The sequence below is a fragment of the Mesorhizobium sp. M7A.F.Ca.US.005.03.1.1 genome, assembly GCF_003997975.1.
Classification (GTDB): Bacteria; Pseudomonadota; Alphaproteobacteria; order Rhizobiales; family Rhizobiaceae; genus Mesorhizobium; species Mesorhizobium ciceri.
Genome location: NZ_RZRO01000036.1, coordinates 1 through 16,261, shown reverse-complemented (window position 1 = coordinate 16,261; position 16,261 = coordinate 1). Strand labels below are relative to the sequence as shown.

General features: G+C 62.7%; 12 protein-coding genes and 1 tRNA gene. 7 read left to right on the top strand and 6 right to left on the bottom strand.

The annotated features are described in order from the left end of the window. Nucleotides 1–21: 21 nt before the first annotated feature. A complete protein-coding gene (locus EN990_RS16650) occupies nucleotides 22–987 on the bottom strand; it encodes a Gfo/Idh/MocA family oxidoreductase (RefSeq protein ID WP_013529902.1) in 966 nt (321 codons plus the stop codon). A 240-nt stretch (nucleotides 988–1,227) separates the two neighbouring features. Between EN990_RS16650 and EN990_RS16645 the strand changes: the two genes are divergently transcribed. After that, a tRNA-Met gene (locus tag EN990_RS16645) sits at nucleotides 1,228–1,304 on the top strand. 181 nt (nucleotides 1,305–1,485) lie between these two features. Here EN990_RS16645 and fghA read toward each other — a convergent pair. Together fghA and EN990_RS16635 are read right to left on the bottom strand one after the other, a co-directional pair. Then, nucleotides 1,486–2,319, bottom strand: coding sequence for an S-formylglutathione hydrolase (fghA, locus tag EN990_RS16640; protein WP_245469188.1), 834 nt, complete (start codon nucleotides 2,317–2,319; stop codon nucleotides 1,486–1,488). Between the two features lie 224 nt (nucleotides 2,320–2,543). After that, a complete protein-coding gene (locus tag EN990_RS16635) occupies nucleotides 2,544–3,671 on the bottom strand; it encodes an S-(hydroxymethyl)glutathione dehydrogenase/class III alcohol dehydrogenase (RefSeq protein ID WP_063172038.1) in 1,128 nt (375 codons plus the stop codon). A 196-nt stretch (nucleotides 3,672–3,867) separates the two neighbouring features. Here EN990_RS16635 and EN990_RS16630 point away from each other — a divergent pair, with 196 nt between their 5' ends. The 3 genes from EN990_RS16630 (at nucleotide 3,868) to EN990_RS16620 (ending at nucleotide 10,386) form a co-directional block, all read left to right on the top strand. After that, nucleotides 3,868–5,880: an acetyl/propionyl/methylcrotonyl-CoA carboxylase subunit alpha gene (locus EN990_RS16630; protein ID WP_127369454.1), complete on the top strand. Its 2,013-nt coding sequence runs from the start codon at nucleotides 3,868–3,870 to the stop codon at nucleotides 5,878–5,880. Nucleotides 5,881–5,987: 107 nt separating this feature from the next. Next, nucleotides 5,988–9,515: a DNA polymerase III subunit alpha gene (gene dnaE, locus EN990_RS16625; RefSeq protein ID WP_024503588.1), complete on the top strand. Its 3,528-nt coding sequence runs from the start codon at nucleotides 5,988–5,990 to the stop codon at nucleotides 9,513–9,515. 67 nt (nucleotides 9,516–9,582) lie between these two features. Next, nucleotides 9,583–10,386 carry a potassium channel family protein gene (locus tag EN990_RS16620; RefSeq protein ID WP_027161463.1) on the top strand — a complete coding sequence of 268 codons (804 nt, stop codon included), beginning with the start codon at nucleotides 9,583–9,585 and terminating at the stop codon, nucleotides 10,384–10,386. 12 nt (nucleotides 10,387–10,398) lie between these two features. Here EN990_RS16620 and EN990_RS16615 read toward each other — a convergent pair whose 3' ends face one another. Beyond that, nucleotides 10,399–11,280: a DMT family transporter gene (locus tag EN990_RS16615; protein WP_013531939.1), complete on the bottom strand. Its 882-nt coding sequence runs from the start codon at nucleotides 11,278–11,280 to the stop codon at nucleotides 10,399–10,401. 198 nt (nucleotides 11,281–11,478) lie between these two features. Here EN990_RS16615 and EN990_RS16610 point away from each other — a divergent pair, with 198 nt between their 5' ends. Next, nucleotides 11,479–11,985 (top strand): hypothetical protein, encoded by a 507-nt coding sequence (locus EN990_RS16610; protein ID WP_127369529.1) that lies wholly within the window; start codon nucleotides 11,479–11,481, stop codon nucleotides 11,983–11,985. On the opposite strand, the gene EN990_RS16605 is transcribed toward EN990_RS16610, so the two are convergent. Then, complete coding sequence (locus EN990_RS16605; protein WP_027161464.1) at nucleotides 11,982–13,310, bottom strand: DNA polymerase IV; 1,329 nt, start codon at nucleotides 13,308–13,310, stop codon at nucleotides 11,982–11,984. The genes EN990_RS16610 and EN990_RS16605 overlap by 4 nt on opposite strands. Nucleotides 13,311–13,375: 65 nt before the next feature. On the opposite strand from EN990_RS16605, the gene EN990_RS16600 reads away from it, so the two are divergent. Next, entirely contained in the window at nucleotides 13,376–13,951 is a 576-nt protein-coding gene (locus EN990_RS16600) for a GNAT family N-acetyltransferase (RefSeq protein WP_024503584.1), read from the top strand. Nucleotides 13,952–14,058: 107 nt separating this feature from the next. Then, a complete protein-coding gene (locus tag EN990_RS16595; RefSeq protein WP_127385667.1) occupies nucleotides 14,059–15,591 on the top strand; it encodes a hypothetical protein in 1,533 nt (510 codons plus the stop codon). Nucleotides 15,592–15,601: 10 nt separating this feature from the next. Here EN990_RS16595 and EN990_RS16590 read toward each other — a convergent pair whose 3' ends face one another. Continuing rightward, complete coding sequence (locus EN990_RS16590) at nucleotides 15,602–16,255, bottom strand: hypothetical protein (protein WP_013531934.1); 654 nt, start codon at nucleotides 16,253–16,255, stop codon at nucleotides 15,602–15,604. Between the last annotated feature and the right edge of the window lie 6 nt (nucleotides 16,256–16,261).

The following is a 16,261-nucleotide window of genomic DNA, read 5'->3' as shown; positions in this document are numbered from 1 at the left end:
TCCTGCCGAATAATCCGCGCTTCAGGAATTCGACTTGGTGTGGGTGACCGTGCCGGCGGTCAGGATGCGCAGCACCCTGATCGCTTCCTCGCCGCTGGTACGCGGTTCGGCACGCGTCTCGATGCACTGGATGAAATGCTCCAGCTCGCGCGTCAGCGGCATGCCCTGGGCAACCGCGACATAGGACGGCTCATTGGTGGTGAAGGCCCATTGGCCGCTGTCCTGCCACACCGCGTGGCGGTAGACGGCCAGCTTGCGTTCCCATGGCTCGACGTCGTCGAACACCGCCATTGCCTTGGTGCCGACCACGGTCAGCCGCCGCTCGCGATAGGGATTGAGACGCGAGGTGAAAAGATGGCTGCGCAGGCCGTTGGGGAAGCGCATGTGCAGATGCGCGAAGTCGCTGAGATTGTCGAGCAGGGCGGCCCCCTCGCCGCGCACCTCGATCGGCTCCGTGCCGGTGATCGCCAGGATCATCGACAGATCGTGCGGCGCCAGGTCCCACAGCGCGTCGTTCTCTGTGTGGAACTTGCCGAGGCCGAGCCGGTGAGAGTGGATGTAGCGGACCTCCCCGAGTTCGCCCTTGTCGATCAGCCCCTTCAGCGTCTCGAAGGCGGGGTGGAACCGCAGGACATGGCCGACCATGAAGACGCGGCCATTGTCCTTGGCCGCCTGCACCGCACGCTCGGCATCCGCCACCGTCAGCGCGATCGGCTTTTCCACCAGCACGTCCTTGCCGTTCTCGACGGCACGTACCGCAAGGTCGGCATGGAACTGCGGCGGCAGCGCCATGACGATGGCGTCGATATCGTCGCGGACGAACAGCTGGTCCGGCTCGATCGCCAGGCAGTCCTGCTCGCTGGCAAAGCCTTCCGCGCGGGCCCGGTTGGTATCGGAGACCGCGTGCAGCGCGCCGAGCGCCTTGAGAGTGCGGATGTGGTTGCTGCCCCAGTATCCGCAACCGAGGACTGCTATGCGCGGCTTCATCTGTTTCAAACTCTAAAAACTCGTGGCCGAGACATAGCGACGTGCCCCTTCGAACTCAACCCCGGCGGCGACAACCAAATGTCGCCGCGGCAAAGCTTTTCGATAATGACGATAAGCCGGCAAGCCGGTTGCTTCGAAGCTTGACAGGCTCGCCCTCCCAACCTTATATCCGCGCGACCTTGGCGAACGCCCCCGACATGCCTTTCGATTTGAGGCGGATTTCGGGTCTTTCGCCGCCCTGGCGGGGTAGCTCAGTTGGTTAGAGCACGGGAATCATAATCCTGGGGTCGGGGGTTCAAGTCCCTCTCCCGCTACCAAAATCCAGTTAAACCATTGAAATGGCTAAAAATTTATACGCGTTGGTAGCGCTTCCTGTTGAAATTGTTCAATAATTTCAATGCGGCGCCATCGTGTTCCTCGCCCCGGTAGAGACGAGAAAGAGTAACGCGTTCCTCGCTTGGACGAGGATTAATCCGATTGCATCGCTCGGACCTCGACCTATGCAAGCCGTTCCGCATGCCATCTCAAATGGTCGTCCATGAATGTCGAAATGAAGAAATACGAATGGTCGTATCCGTCCTGCATGCGCAACGTCAGCGGAATGCCGGCTTTGGCGCAGGCCGCCTCCAAAAGCCAGGGTCTCAGCCCGTCATTCAGGAACCCGTCCGATGTTCCCTGATCGACGAGAAATTCCGGGAAGCGGCGCCCGTCTTCAACAAGCGAAGTAGCGTCGTAGGCCCGCCACGAGGCCTCATCCGTGCCGAGATATTTTTCGAAAGCCGGCCTTGACCAGCCGGCAGCGCTTGGCTGCACGATCGGCGCAAATGCCGAGCAACTCCTGAACCGCTGCGGGTTTTTCAAAGCAATCGTCAGCGCGCCGTGTCCGCCCATCGAATGGCCCGTTATGGCTTGGCGCGACATGTCTGCCGGAAAATTAGCGGCGATCAGCGTGGGTAGTTCCTCGACGAGGTAGGAATACATCCGGTAGTTCTTCGCATAAGGCTCCTGCGTTGCATCAAGATAAAAGCCGGCGCCGCCGCCAAACTGCCAATTGTCCTTGTCATCAGGGATGTCGGCGCCGCGCGGACTGGTGTCTGGACAGACGACGATCAGGCCAAGTTCGGCGGCCATGCGCCTGTATTCGCCTTTGTCCATGACATTTTGATGGGTGCAGGTCAGTCCCGACAAATACCACACCACGGGGCGAGGCGTTTCCCGGGCCTGTGGAGGCACGAAAACGGCAAACGTCATGTCGCAGCAGCAACTCGTCGACAGGTGCGAATAGATGCCCTGCACTCCGCCAAGGGATTTTGCCTGGGAGATGGTCTTCATGGGTTCCGGCATATTCCCTCTCCACGGATTTCAAACGCCAATGGGCCGGTGTCTACGGCATCGACCATGATCGCGGCAACCCGGGCGGATCAGGTGGGGTCGAACCGACCGGCGGCGCGGACATCCGGAATGTCAGTCGCGCCGCCGGCCCAACGCCCGATGTCGGGGAGGCACGGTATTTTGGGAACACAGAGCCTTCGACGCGGGCGTGTCGTGTGAGCCGGTCAGTAAACCACGACGCTTCTGATCGATTTGCCCTCATGCATGAGATCGAAACCCTTGTTGATGTCCTCAAGCTTGAGCGTGTGGGTGATCATCGGGTCGATCTGGATCTTGCCGTCCATGTACCAGTCGACGATCTTCGGCACATCGGTGCGGCCGCGCGCGCCGCCGAAGGCGGTGCCCATCCAGGTGCGGCCGGTGACCAGCTGGAACGGCCTAGTCGAGATCTCCTGGCCGGCGCCGGCAACGCCGATGACCACCGACTTGCCCCAGCCGCGATGCGAGGCTTCCAGCGCCTGACGCATGACCTTGGTGCTGCCCGTGCAGTCGAATGTGTAGTCGGCGCCGCCGATCTGGTCGGCGCCACGCTTGGTCATGTTGACGAGGTAGGGCACGACATCGCCGTCGATCTCCTTCGGATTGACGAAATGCGTCATGCCGAAGCGCTCGCCCCACTCCTTCTTGTCGTTGTTCAAATCGACGCCGATGATCATGTCGGCGCCGGCAAGTTTCAGGCCCTGGATGACGTTGAGGCCGATGCCGCCGAGGCCGAAGACGACCGCGGTGGCGCCGATCTCGACCTTGGCGGTGTTGATCACGGCACCGATGCCGGTGGTGACGCCGCAGCCGATGTAGCAGATCTTGTCGAAGGGCGCGTCGGGGTTGACCTTGGCCAGCGCGATCTCGGGCAGCACGGTGAAGTTGGAGAAGGTCGAGCAGCCCATATAGTGAAAGATCTTGTCCTTGCCGATCGAGAAGCGCGATGAACCATCGGGCATAAGGCCCTGGCCCTGCGTGGCGCGGATCGCCGTGCAGAGGTTCGTCTTCCTCGACAGGCAGGACGGGCACTGGCGGCATTCGGGCGTATAGAGCGGGATGACGTGGTCGCCCTTCTTGAGCGAGGTGACACCCTTGCCGACATCGACGACGACGCCGGCACCCTCATGGCCGAGGATGGCCGGAAACAGACCTTCCGGATCGGCGCCCGACAGTGTGAATTCGTCGGTGTGGCAAATACCTGTCGCCTTGATCTCGACCAGCACTTCGCCCTCGCGCGGGCCCTCGAGGTCGACCTCCATGATCTCCAGCGGCTTTCCGGCGGCGACAGCGACAGCGGCGCGGGTTTTCATCAGGCGTCCTCCAATGCGAATTTTTCCAAGGTTTCAGGTTTTGCCGACACGATCAACTGGCAGCTGGCTCCCCGACTGGGCCACAGCGATGAATTGGAATCGCAAGTCGATTGAAAGGCAGTGAATTGCATGGTCGGCTTGACCCTGCAAGCACAGGCCATAAAAGGAACGGCCGACCCGAGGGATGACATTTCGCATGTTCACCAAGATCCTGATCGCCAATCGCGGCGAAATTGCCTGCCGCGTCATCAAGACGGCGCGCAAGATGGGCATTGCCACGGTCGCGGTCTATTCCGATGCCGATCGCGACGCCGTGCATGTCGAGATGGCCGACGAGGCGGTGCATATCGGGCCTTCGCCAGCCGCGCTGAGCTATCTCGTCCCTGAAAAGATCATCGCCGCGTGCAAGGAGACGGGAGCCCAGGCCGTGCACCCCGGCTACGGATTCCTGTCCGAGCGGGCGGCCTTCTGTGAGGCGCTGGAAGCGGAAGGCATCATTTTCATCGGCCCGAAGCCCAAGGCGATCAAGGCGATGGGCGACAAGATCGAATCGAAGAAGTTCGCCAACGCCGCCAAGGTTTCCACCGTGCCCGGCTGGCTCGGCGTCATCGAGAATGCCGACCATGCCGAAAAGATCGCCGGCGAAATTGGCTATCCCGTGATGATCAAGGCTTCGGCCGGCGGCGGCGGCAAGGGCATGCGCATCGCCTGGAGCGAAGCCGAAGTGCGCGATGGCTTCGACCGCGCGCGCTCGGAAGCCAAGAGTTCGTTCGGCGACGATCGTCTCTTCATCGAGAAATTCGTCGTCGATCCGCGCCACATCGAAATCCAGGTGCTGGCCGACGCGCATGGCAACGCGCTCTATCTCGGCGAGCGCGAATGCTCGATCCAGCGACGCAACCAGAAGGTCGCCGAAGAGGCGCCGTCGCCATTCCTGGACGCAGCGACACGCAAGACCATGGGCGAGCAGTCTGTGGCGCTGGCCAAGGCCGTCGACTACCAGAGCGCCGGCACGGTCGAATTCATCGTCGACAAGGACAAGAACTTCTATTTCCTTGAAATGAATACACGATTGCAGGTCGAGCACCCGGTGACGGAGCTCATCACCGGCATCGATCTGGTCGAGCAGATGATCCGCGTCGCCGCCGGCGAAAAGCTTGGCCTGAAGCAAAGCGACATCGAGCTGAACGGCTGGGCGGTGGAAAGCCGGCTCTATGCCGAAGACCCTTACCGCAATTTCCTGCCTTCGATCGGCCGGCTGACGCGCTACCGGCCGCCGGAGGAAGGACAATTCGGCGATGTCGTCATCCGCAACGACACCGGCGTCACCGAAGGCTCCGAAATCTCGATGTTCTACGATCCGATGCTGGCCAAGCTGTGCACCTGGGCGCCGACGCGTCTGGAAGCCATCGATGCCATGTCGGAAGCGCTCGACAGCTTCGTCGTCGACGGAATCGAGCACAACATTCCGTTCCTGGCTGCCTTGATGCAGCATCAGCGTTGGCGGGAAGGGCGGATATCGACCGCTTTCATATCGGAGGAATATCCCGACGGTTTCGCGCCGGTCGTGCCGAACGACGACGAGAAAGCGGTGCTGGCGTCGATCGCGACCGCAGTGGAACTGCTGCGACGTGATCGGCTTGACCGGCTGGGCGGGCGCCTGGCGCCGCATTCGGGAGCGCTGAAGCGCGACTGGGTCGTGAAGATCGATGATGACTATCTGTCGGCGTCCATCATCGAGGGCATGATTTCCATTCCGATGGAAGTCGATCTGTCGATCGCGGGCGGCAAGGCGCTGACCGTTGCATCCGACTGGCGGCCGGGCGATCTGGTCTGGCGCGGTACGGTCGGCAAGCGCAAGGTTACGGCTCAGGTCAGGCCGGTCGCCAATGGCTTTCGCATCGCCTGGAAAGGCATGTCGGTGACCGCGCGCGCCATGCTGCCGCGCACCGCCGAACTGGAAAGGCTGATGCCCGAAAAGGTGGCGCCGGACACGTCGAAGCTGCTGCTTTGCCCGATGCCCGGCCTTGTCGTGTCGATTGCCGTTGCCGAAGGCCAGGAGGTCAAGGCAGGCGAGACATTGGCTGTGGTCGAAGCGATGAAGATGGAAAACGTGCTGCGTGCCGAACGCGACCTTGTCGTCTCCAAACTCAACGCCAAGCCGGGCGACAGCCTGGCTGTCGACGCCGTGATCATGGAGTTTGCTTAGGGCTAGCCGGGCAGGCAGCCTGTGATCAGCAGTGGTTTGTGCTGGACTGGCATGGCGCGGTCCCGGACAATACATCTCCATCGACTCAAGGACCTTCACGCAGCACCATGGCCGACGAAAAACTCCCCCGCGATCCCTTGAAGCGAGAAGCGGCGATTGCTGCGGCGCGGCCGGAGGCCCCGGCGCGGCCCTTCGTCCATTTGCGCGTGCATTCGGCCTATTCGCTGCTGGAAGGCGCCTTGCAGATCGGCAAGGTGGTGGCTCATGCGGTCAAGGACGAAGCCCCGGCCATCGCCGTTACCGACACCAACAACCTGTTCGGCGCGCTCGAATTCGCGCAGAAGGCGGTGAAGGACGGCATCCAGCCGATCATCGGCTGCCAGACGGCGCTCGCCTTTTCCGGCGAAAACAGCGATGGCCAGCGCGACCGCCGACGGCAAGGTCCCGATATGCGGCCGGTCGTCCTGCTTGCCGCGACCGAGGCGGGCTATTCCAATCTGGTCAGGCTGGTCAGCCGCGTCTACCTCGAAACGCCGCCGGGCGAAGCCGTGCACCTGACCACCGAAATGATGGAAGGCTATTGTGACGGGTTGATCTGCCTCAGCGGCGGACCGCGCGGACCGATCGGCACCGCGCTCAAGGAAGATCGCCGCGATCTGGCCGAAGCCCGGCTTTTGACCCTCAAGGAGATGTTCGGCGACCGGCTCTATGTCGAGCTTGACCGGGTTTCCGGTTATGATCGCGTGATCGAAAAATCCTCGATCGATCTGGCCTATGCCCATGAACTGCCGCTGGTCGCCACCAACGAGGCGTTCTTTTCCTCTCGCGACGACTATGATGCACATGACGCGCTGATTGCCATTGCCGAGGGATCGGTCGTTGCCGCTGACAACCGCCGCCGGCTGTCGCCCGACAATTTCCTGCGCAGCCAGGCCGATATGGCAAGGCTCTTTGCCGACCTGCCGGAGGCGATCGACAACACTGTCGAGATCGCGCTGCGCTGCTCCTATTACCCGAAGAACCGCAATCCGATCCTGCCGCGCTTCACCGGCGGCGATGTCGCAGACAATGACGCCGCCGTGCAGGCGGAAGCCGACGAACTGGCCCGCCAGGCCCATGAGGGGCTCGACGCGCGCCTTGCCATGCATGGCCCGACCGCGGGCTATACGGTCGAGCAATACCGCGAGCGGTTGAACTTCGAGCTTGGCATCATCACCAAGATGAAGTTTCCCGGCTACTTCCTGATCGTTGCCGACTTCATCAAATGGGCCAAGGCGCAAGGCATTCCGGTCGGGCCTGGCCGCGGTTCGGGCGCAGGCTCGCTGGTCGCCTATTCGACCACCATCACCGACATTGATCCGCTGCGCTTCTCGCTGCTGTTCGAGCGCTTTCTCAATCCCGACCGCGTGTCGATGCCCGACTTCGACATCGACTTCTGCCAGGATAGGCGCGAGGAGGTCATCCGCTACGTCCAGCAGAAATACGGCCGCGACCAGGTCGGCCAGATCATCACCTTCGGTACGCTGCAGGCGCGCGCCGTGCTGCGCGACGTCGGCCGCGTCCTGCAGATGCCCTATGGCCAGGTCGACAAGCTCTCCAAGATGGTGCCGCAGAACCCGGCCAATCCGGTCAAGCTCGCCGACGCCATCGCCAACGAGCCGCGCTTTGCCGAAGAGGCCGAGAGGGAGCCGATCGTCCAGACGCTGCTCGACATGGCGCAGAAGCTGGAAGGCCTCTACCGCCATGCCTCGACGCACGCCGCCGGCATCGTCATCGGCGACCGGCCGCTGTCGGAGCTGGTGCCGATGTACCGCGATCCGCGCTCGGACATGCCCGTCACCCAGTTCAACATGAAATATGTCGAGCAGGCCGGACTGGTGAAGTTCGACTTCCTCGGCCTGAAGACGCTGACCGTGCTGGAGACGGCGGTGAAGCTGATCCGCCGGCGCGGCATCGAGATCGACCTGGCAACCATCCCGCTCGACGATCCCGAGACCTACGCCATGCTGTCGCGCGGCGAAGTGGTCGGCGTGTTCCAGGTGGAAAGTGCCGGCATGCGCAAGGCGCTGATCGGCATGCGGCCCGACTGCATCGAGGACATCATCGCGCTGGTCGCACTGTATCGACCCGGCCCGATGGAAAACATCCCGACCTACAACGCCCGCAAGCATGGCGAGGAGGAGATGGCCTCGATCCATCCCAAGATCGACCATCTGGTGAAGGAGACGCAAGGCGTCATCGTCTACCAGGAACAGGTGATGCAGATCGCGCAGGAGCTGTCGGGCTACTCGCTCGGCGAAGCCGATCTGCTGCGCCGCGCCATGGGCAAGAAGATTCGCGCCGAGATGGACAAGCAGCGCGAGCGCTTCGTCTCCGGCGCGGTCGAGCGTGGCGTCGGCAAGCCGCAAGCCGACTTCATTTTCGACCTGCTGGCCAAGTTCGCCGACTATGGTTTCAACAAATCGCACGCCGCCGCCTATGCGGTGGTTTCATACCAGACCGCCTATCTCAAGGCGCATTATCCGGTCGAGTTCCTGGCGGCGTCGATGACGCTCGACATGGGCAACACCGACAAGCTCGCCGATTTCCGCCAGGACGCGCTGCGCCTCGGCATCGAGGTTCTCGCGCCGTCGGTGACATCGAGCTTTCGCCCCTTCGAGGTCGGCGAGAACCGCATCTACTATTCGCTGGCAGCGCTCAAGGGCGTCGGCGACGCGGCGGTCGAGCACATCGTTGCCCAGCGTGGCGAAAAGCCGTTCAAGAACCTCGCCGATTTCTGCGAGCGGGTCGATCCCAAGATCGTCGGCAAGCGCGTCTTCGAAAGCCTGATCATGGCCGGCGCGCTCGACTGCTTCGGCCACGACCGCGCGTCGATGATGGCGGGCGTGGAGCGCATGATGGGGCTGGCGTCGCTGGCGCAGCAGAACGCGGTTTCCGGACAGCACGACATCTTCGGCGCCTCGCTCGGCGCCCAGTCGCAGGCACTCAATCTGCCGGCGACAGAGCCGTGGCTCGCCGCCGACCGGCTGCACCGTGAATTCCAGGTGGTCGGCTTTTACCTCTCGGCCCACCCGCTCGACGAGTACAAGGCGGCCCTGCAGAAGATGCGGGTGCAAACGTGGGCCGAGTTCTCGGCGGCCGTCAAACGCGGTGCCGCCGCCGGCCGCCTGGCCGGCACGGTGACATCCAAGCAGGAACGCAAGACGCGCACCGGCAACAAGATGGGCGTCATCGCCTTTTCGGATACGTCAGGCCAGTACGAAGCCGTGCTGTTTTCGGAAGGACTGGCACAGTATCGCGACCTGCTCGAGGCCGGCCGCTCCGTCGTCATCACCGTTGCGGCCGAGGACAGGCCGGAAGGCGTCAATCTGCGCATCAACTCGGTGCAGTCGCTGGAGGATGAGGCAAGTCGCATCCAGAAGGCGCTGCGTATCTTCGTGCGCAACGCCACGCCGATCAACACGCTGGCCGGCCAACTGACCGTCAGGGGCGAAGGCCAGGTCAGTTTCGTGCTGATCAAGGAAGAAGGCGAGGGGGAAATCGAGATAGAGCTGCCGAACCGCTACCGTATCTCGCCGCAGATCGCCTCGGCGATGCGCGCGGTGCCGGGCGTGGTCGAAGTGGAATTGGTGTGACCCCCGCTCTTTTCGGGGCGCGGCAATCAGCCGGGCGGTCGCTGCGGCCAACGCCGGCGCAGTCAGCATGAAGCCGGCGCAGAGGAATGGGTCGCAGGCGGTTTCGGTCTTGGCGCGGCTGCGTGACCGGTTGCGCAGGCTTTATCATGGGCGCACGCCGGCCGCTTTCCGGTTCCAACTGGTGGCCGTCGTCATCGACCTCGCCATCATCGCCTTCTTCATCGCGACGCCGGTTCTCCAGGACAAGCCGTCATTCCTCTGGCTCGACTATTCGGCGGCCGCGCTGGTTGCCGCGGACCTCGCTGCCCGCCTGCTTGCCTCCAAGAACATGCTGCGGCTGATGAAGCAGCCGACGTCGTGGGTCGATGTCTTCATCCTCTTGACGCTGCTGATGCCAACGGCGTTCGCCAATCTCGCCTTCCTGCGCATCCTGCGGCTGTGGTCGCTGTCACGCAGCGGTTCGCTCTGGCGGCATTTCGAGATGCGAGGACTGCGGCCGTGGCGAGAGGCCAGCCACGCGGTCATCAACCTTTTGACCTTCCTGTTCGTCATCACCGGCTTCGTCTACACGTTCTTCTTTCGCACTGGCGCTGGCCTGGAAAACTATATCGACGCGCTTTATTTCACTGTCGCCACGGTGACGACGACCGGCTTCGGCGACATCGTGCTGCCGGGCATGGCCGGCAAGCTGACGGCAATCGTCACCATGATCATCGGCATATCGCTGTTTGTCAGACTGGCTCAGGCGATCTTCCGGCCAGCCAAGGTGTTGTTTCCCTGTCCGCAGTGCGGCTTGCGGCGGCACGAGCCGGACGCCGTCCATTGCAAGGCCTGCGGCCATCTTCTCAACATACCCGACGAAGGGAACTGACGGCCGGCGGGACTACGACGCCGCCACTTCGGCCGGCTTTATCTGCCTGCGCTGCAGATTGAGCAGATTGCCCATCAGGATCAGCAGCGCGCCGCCGGCGGTGAAGGCGTCGATCTGCTCGCTATAGAGCAGCCAGCCGATCAGTGCCGATAGCGGCACGCGTAGAAAATCCATCGGCGAGACGATGGTCGCGTCGGCATAGCCAAGCGCGCGGGCCATGCAGAAATGCGACGACATGCCGGTGAAGGCGATCAGCACGATCCATGGCCATAGCTCCAGTGGCGGGTTGCGCCACGTATAGAGCGCCGGGATGAGACCGACCACCGACTGGACAATCAGCATCCAGCAGATGATGCGTACGACGCTGTCCGTCCGGGTCAGTGACTTGACGGTGACCACCGAGATGCCGAAGCAGGCCGCGGCGCCCAGCACGACGAGATGTCCAGGATCGACCGAGCCGACACCGGGGCGCACGATGATCACCACGCCGATCAGCCCCAGCGCGATCGCTGCCAACTTGGGCCGGTTCAGCCTTTCGCCCAGAAAGATCACCGCCAGGATAGCTGTCCAGATCGGAGTGGTGAATTCGATCGAGATCAACACGGCCAGCGGAATCAAGGTGAGGGCGTAGAGCCATGCCGCCTGGCCCGTGTAATGGATGACGTTGCGGGCGATATGGGCAACCGGGCGCTGCGTGCGCATGGCTTGAAAGCCGCCACTCATCATCACCAGCGGCAGCAGGATGAAGAAGCCGATCACGGAGCGCAACTCCAGCACTTGGAAGACGTTGAGCTCCGCTGTCGTGGCCCGGCCGGCGACCGTCATGCCAAGGAACGAGGCGATAGACAGCGCCATCCAGAACGCGGCCTTGGGGATCGAGGGGGTGGGTGCCATTCGCGCTATGTCGCAGGCCAGCACCTCTGCCGCAACCGCTAGCCAAGGCATTCTTCTGGGCCAGTCGCGACTGGCCCGATGTTGTAAAACAGTCATGTGGCGGACGGAACCTGAAACGGTAGGTGGCGTTGAGTCCCGATGGTCAGCCGTGCTCGTGGACCGCCCCGCCTTTTTTCGAAAACGACAAGGAGAGCTTCGATGAGATCCTTCGCGCAATTCGCGCTTACCGGCGGTCTATTGGTTGCGGCAGGCGCAGCACATGCCGACGAGACCCAATTTCTTCAGTCGTTCAAGGGCAATTTCGCCGGCAAGGGCACTGTCCAGGTAACCACGGATGCTCCGAACGTCACCGTATCGTGCAGCTTCAAGTCGAATGCGACCTCAACCTCGCTATCGCTGGATGGAAATTGCCGCGGTCTCATTGTGGTGTCGCGGGCCATCAGCGCCAATCTGAAAGTTACAGGTGCCAAATACAGCGGCACCTATGTTGGCTCTCGCACGGGACCGGCGCAACTCAACGGCCGCCGTTCGGGCAATGCGATCAACCTGGGCATTCGCTGGGCCAAGGAGGTCAATGGCGACCGAAGGGCGCAGATGAAGGTCGAGAAACGCGGCGAGAACGGCATGCGGCTGACCGTCATCGACACCGACCCGAAAACCGGCAAGAGCGTGGTGACGAGCAGGATAGACTTGCAGCGCACCTAGTCCTCGAGCGGCTCCGGAGGATGGGCATCGCGGCCCTTGCCGAATGTGTAGCCGGTTTCCACCGCCTTGCGGCCGAACTTGTCGCGCAAGGCATCGATGGCGCCTTCAGCCATGGCGCGCTTGCGCGACTGGATGTCGACCAGATCGGGCGGGTCGGCCTTGTCGTCGTCCGAGAGGTCGCTGACGCCGATGCCGAGCAGCCGATACTTCGTGCCGTCGGTTTCCTTGCGCAGAAGCTCCACCCCAGTCTGAAAGATGCGGTCGGCGAGCCGGGTCGGGTCGCCGAGCTGGCGATTGCGCGTGCGCAGCTTGAAATCCTGGCTCTTCAGTTTCAGCACCACGGTGCGCCCGGCAATGCCTGACTTTTTCAGCCGTGCCGAAACCTTTTCCGAAAGCCCCCTCAGCACCGCCACCAGCTCTTCCAGCGACGCGATGTCGGTATCGAAGGTGGTTTCGGCCGATACGCTCTTGGCATCCTGATCGGGATCGACGCGGCGGACATCCTCGCCGCGCGAAAGGTGGTAGAGCCGGTCGCCCATCGTGCCGTAGCGGCGCATGAGATCGCCGCGATCCATCTGCTGCAGCTGGCCGATGGTGCGGATGCCGTCACGCTCCAGCGTTGCGTTGAACGCCTTGCCGACGCCCCAGATCATGGTCACCGGCTGCGCCGCCAGGAAGCCGACCGCCTCGGCTTCGCCGATGACCGAGAAGCCGCGCGGTTTACGGAAGTCCGACGCTATCTTGGCGAGGAACTTGCAGTAGGACAGGCCGGCCGAAACGGTGATGCCGATCTCCTTCTCGACCGCCAGCGCAAAGCGCGCCAGCACCACAGCGGGTGGCAGGCCGTGCAGCCGTTCGGTGCCGGCGAGGTCGAGAAACGCCTCGTCGATCGACAGCGGCTCGACCAGCGGCGTCAGCGCCTGCATCATGGCGCGCACCTCGCGGCCGACGCGGACGTATTTTTCCATGTTGGGGCTGATGACCACCGCCTCCGGGCAGGCTTCGAGCGCCTTGAACATCGGCATGGCCGAGCGCACGCCCTGGATGCGGGCGATGTAGCATGCGGTGGAGACGACGCCGCGCTTGCCGCCGCCGATGATCAGCGGCTTGTCCTTGAGCGCCGGATTGTCGCGCTTTTCGATTGCCGCATAGAAGGCGTCGCAATCGATATGGGCCAGATGCAGCCGGTAAAGCTCGGGATGACGCGCAAGCCGGGGGCTGCCGCAGCGCTCGCAGCGGCGCGTCTGGCTGCGCTGAAGCATCAGGCAGTCGCGGCAAAAACCGTGATCGGGATTGTTGACAGGGGCCGCCATCGCTGCGAACATAAAGAGAACAGAGGCAATGGTACGACAGTGCAAGGCCAGCGACAAGGCTGGCCTGGGGAGAACGCATGAGCACGACCATAGCGCCGCTTGCGCCCGAGCTTTGGGCTGAATTCGAGGACCTCTTCGGCAAGCAAGGTGCCTGCTACGGCTGCTGGTGCACGCATTTCCGGCTGGCGCCGGCGATGCGCCGCGAGAGCAGCCGGGAACGCAACAAGGACCACATCAAGGCGCGCATCGAGGCCGGCCCGCCGCCGGGCCTGCTGGCATTCGAGGACGGTCAGGCGGTTGGCTGGATGCAGATCGGACCGCGCGCCGACGTGCCCGAATGGAACAACCAGGGCAGGGGGTCGGCACCGGTCGATCCTGCCGACGCCACGGATCCGGCCGTCTGGGCGATCTCCTGCTTTTTCATCCGCGGCAAGGCGCGCGGCAGGGGCATCACGCATCGCCTCGTCGAAGGCGGCATCGATTTTGCCCGCCAGAACGGTGCACGGCTGCTCGAGGCTTGTCCGATAGATCTGTCTCGCGATTCGCGTTCGATCGGCCTGTTCGTCGGCTCGTCGCGGGTCTTCGAGAAGGCTGGTTTCGAGAGGCTGTTGGAACGCAAGGCCGGTCGGCCGCTGATGCGGCTGGTGCTTTGATCGAGATTGCCTGCCCGGGTGCCGTTGTCGATCTCACCTTGCGGTTGCAGCGGTAATTTCATACCAGACGGACAAAGCCTTTCTTCTCGGTCAAACGGAGAATTCGCGTGAACCGTGCCCTGCCATTCGTGTTCCTTCTTGCGTTGAGTGCCCCTGCTCTCAGTCAGACCGTCGACAGTCAGGGTGCGAAGCAATTGTCCGACGACTTGTCCCGCTATGTCGGCAAGCAGGCCATCGACAAAGGCATTTTGAAGGTTTCGCTGGAAGGTGGTGCCTACAAGATCCTGTTCGATTTCAAGGCACTTGCCGCATCATTTCCGGACCAGAAACTGCTGAAGTTCGACTTTGCGCCCTATGCCCTGATGGTCAAGCCGCGCAGCGACGGATCCTGGGATGTCTCGATGGATTTCTCCCAGAGCGCCTCCTTCGAGTTCAACGGACCCGAAGGACTGCAAAGCACTCAGTTTTCGATCAAGGACGGCAAGGGCTCGGGCGTCTACGATCCAAATCTGGCGGCCTTCACCAGCGGCACCAGTTCGATGGCCGGCATGACGATGACGTCGAAGGATGCCAAGCAGCACATGGAGGCCAGCGCCGGCGCTGGCATCGCGACCGTTGCCGCGACCAAGTCGGCGACCGGGGGCGTCGATTTCACAACCTCGCAGAAGGTGTCGAGGTTTGTCGAAGCGATCAATTTCGATGACCCCGAGAGCGGGCTGAAATTCCCGGTCACCGTCAGGTCGCCGGAACTATCGGTCGAAGCCAGCGGCAAGGGCGTGCGGACCAAGCCATTGCTCGATCTTCTGGCATTTGCTGTGGCCAACGAGGACGAGGCGACGCTGAAGGCCAACCAGGCGCAGCTCAAATCGCTTTTGTTCGCCGCCTTACCGCTTTGGCAGCGTATCGACGGGACCTATGGTTTCAAGGATTTCGCGGTGGAAAGCCCGGTCGGCAATTTCGGCGCCACCCAGCTCAGCACCGTGTTCGGCTCCGACGGCGTCGCCCAAAACGGCACGATCACCTACGGCATCAAGGCATCGGGACTGACCGTGCCGACCCAGCTTCTCCCGAGCTGGAGCGTGGGGTTGTTGCCCACCGATGTCGATTTGAACTTTGGCGGCGCCAATATCGATCTCGACAGCATGGCGAAGAAGGCGATCGAAGCTTTTGATCTCAATAAGAATCCGCCGCTGTCTGCCGAATTCGGCGAGCAGCTTAAGGCCGACTTCATGGCCAAGACGCCGAAGGTCGTGCTTGGCCACAGCACCGTGAAGAACAAGGATACGGAGATCGCCTTGGAAGGCGAGATGACATTCCCAGGCGAAAAGCCCGAAGGTAGCGTGACCGTCGATGTCGCCGGCTTCGACAAGCTTGTCGAAGGCCTGCAGGAAGCGGCAAAGTCGGAACCGGAGGTGGCCCAATACGTGCCAGTCGCTCTCATGGCGAAGGGCTTTGGCAAGACGCTGCCCGATGGCCGGCTGGAATGGATCGTCAACGCCAAGGCCGACGGTTCGGTCACCGTCAATGGCGTCATGCTGAAGCCTGCCGATCCGGCCGTGGACGACAGCGTGGACGATGGTGACGGCGACGATGACAGCGGGGACGACAGCGGCGGCGCAGGTGCGAAACTGAACCCTTGAAGGCTGGAGTTTAGAGCCCCAGCGCGCTTGCGATCTTCGGCGCGGCTTCGTGCCAGTCCTGGACGACGACCACATCGTCCGTCACCGGAGGCAGGAATGCGCGCAGCGAATTGTCGGCCATCAGGTGGAACAGTTCGGCGTCGGCGACCGATTCCCGCACCGACGCCAGATTGTGCGGCTGATCGTCGACGAAGACCACCGGTCGGCCGGCCTTGCCGCGAAGCTTGGCCACTGCCGGTCCTTTGGCCATTTCAGTGGTCAGAAGCGGGTAGCTCAGTCCAAGCGCGTCGAGATGGACACGACGCACGGCACGGTGTTTGTGTGGCATGGCCGTCAGCAAGATGATTTCCGCGCGGTCGCCAAGCCCTGCCAGGGCCTCTGCCGCGCCGTCCGTAATGTTTTGCCAATCGGCTTGCGTGTCAAAGAAATCGCCCAGCAGTGCCGTGACTTCGGGCTGTTCGATCAGGCGGCCGCTGGCCGTCTCTGCGATGTTGCCGGTCAGCCGGAACGAGGCCAGCGTCAGGCCATAGCCACGCGTCTTGAGGAAATTCGGAAACGGGCGGATGAATTCGAGCACGACATCGTCGACATCGAGCACCAGCAACGGCCGGTTGTCGGCTGCCAGTTCTTCGATCTGGCGCGCTGTTTCTGGATCATCGCTCATATGGAA

What these genes read in the sequence shown, in the direction of transcription:
- EN990_RS16600 (WP_024503584.1), top strand. Translation starts at nt 13,376, where the DNA reads ATGAGCACGACCATAGCGCCGCTTGCGCCCGAGCTTTGGGCTGAATTC.
- EN990_RS16605 (WP_027161464.1), bottom strand. Translation starts at nt 13,310, where the DNA reads ATGTTCGCAGCGATGGCGGCCCCTGTCAACAATCCCGATCACGGTTTT.
- EN990_RS16590 (WP_013531934.1), bottom strand. Translation starts at nt 16,255, where the DNA reads ATGAGCGATGATCCAGAAACAGCGCGCCAGATCGAAGAACTGGCAGCC.
- EN990_RS16610 (WP_127369529.1), top strand. Translation starts at nt 11,479, where the DNA reads ATGAGATCCTTCGCGCAATTCGCGCTTACCGGCGGTCTATTGGTTGCG.
- dnaE (WP_024503588.1), top strand. Translation starts at nt 5,988, where the DNA reads ATGGCCGACGAAAAACTCCCCCGCGATCCCTTGAAGCGAGAAGCGGCG.
- EN990_RS16650 (WP_013529902.1), bottom strand. Translation starts at nt 987, where the DNA reads ATGAAGCCGCGCATAGCAGTCCTCGGTTGCGGATACTGGGGCAGCAAC.
- EN990_RS16635 (WP_063172038.1), bottom strand. Translation starts at nt 3,671, where the DNA reads ATGAAAACCCGCGCCGCTGTCGCTGTCGCCGCCGGAAAGCCGCTGGAG.
- EN990_RS16615 (WP_013531939.1), bottom strand. Translation starts at nt 11,280, where the DNA reads ATGGCACCCACCCCCTCGATCCCCAAGGCCGCGTTCTGGATGGCGCTG.
- EN990_RS16620 (WP_027161463.1), top strand. Translation starts at nt 9,583, where the DNA reads ATGAAGCCGGCGCAGAGGAATGGGTCGCAGGCGGTTTCGGTCTTGGCG.
- fghA (WP_245469188.1), bottom strand. Translation starts at nt 2,319, where the DNA reads ATGAAGACCATCTCCCAGGCAAAATCCCTTGGCGGAGTGCAGGGCATC.
- EN990_RS16630 (WP_127369454.1), top strand. Translation starts at nt 3,868, where the DNA reads ATGTTCACCAAGATCCTGATCGCCAATCGCGGCGAAATTGCCTGCCGC.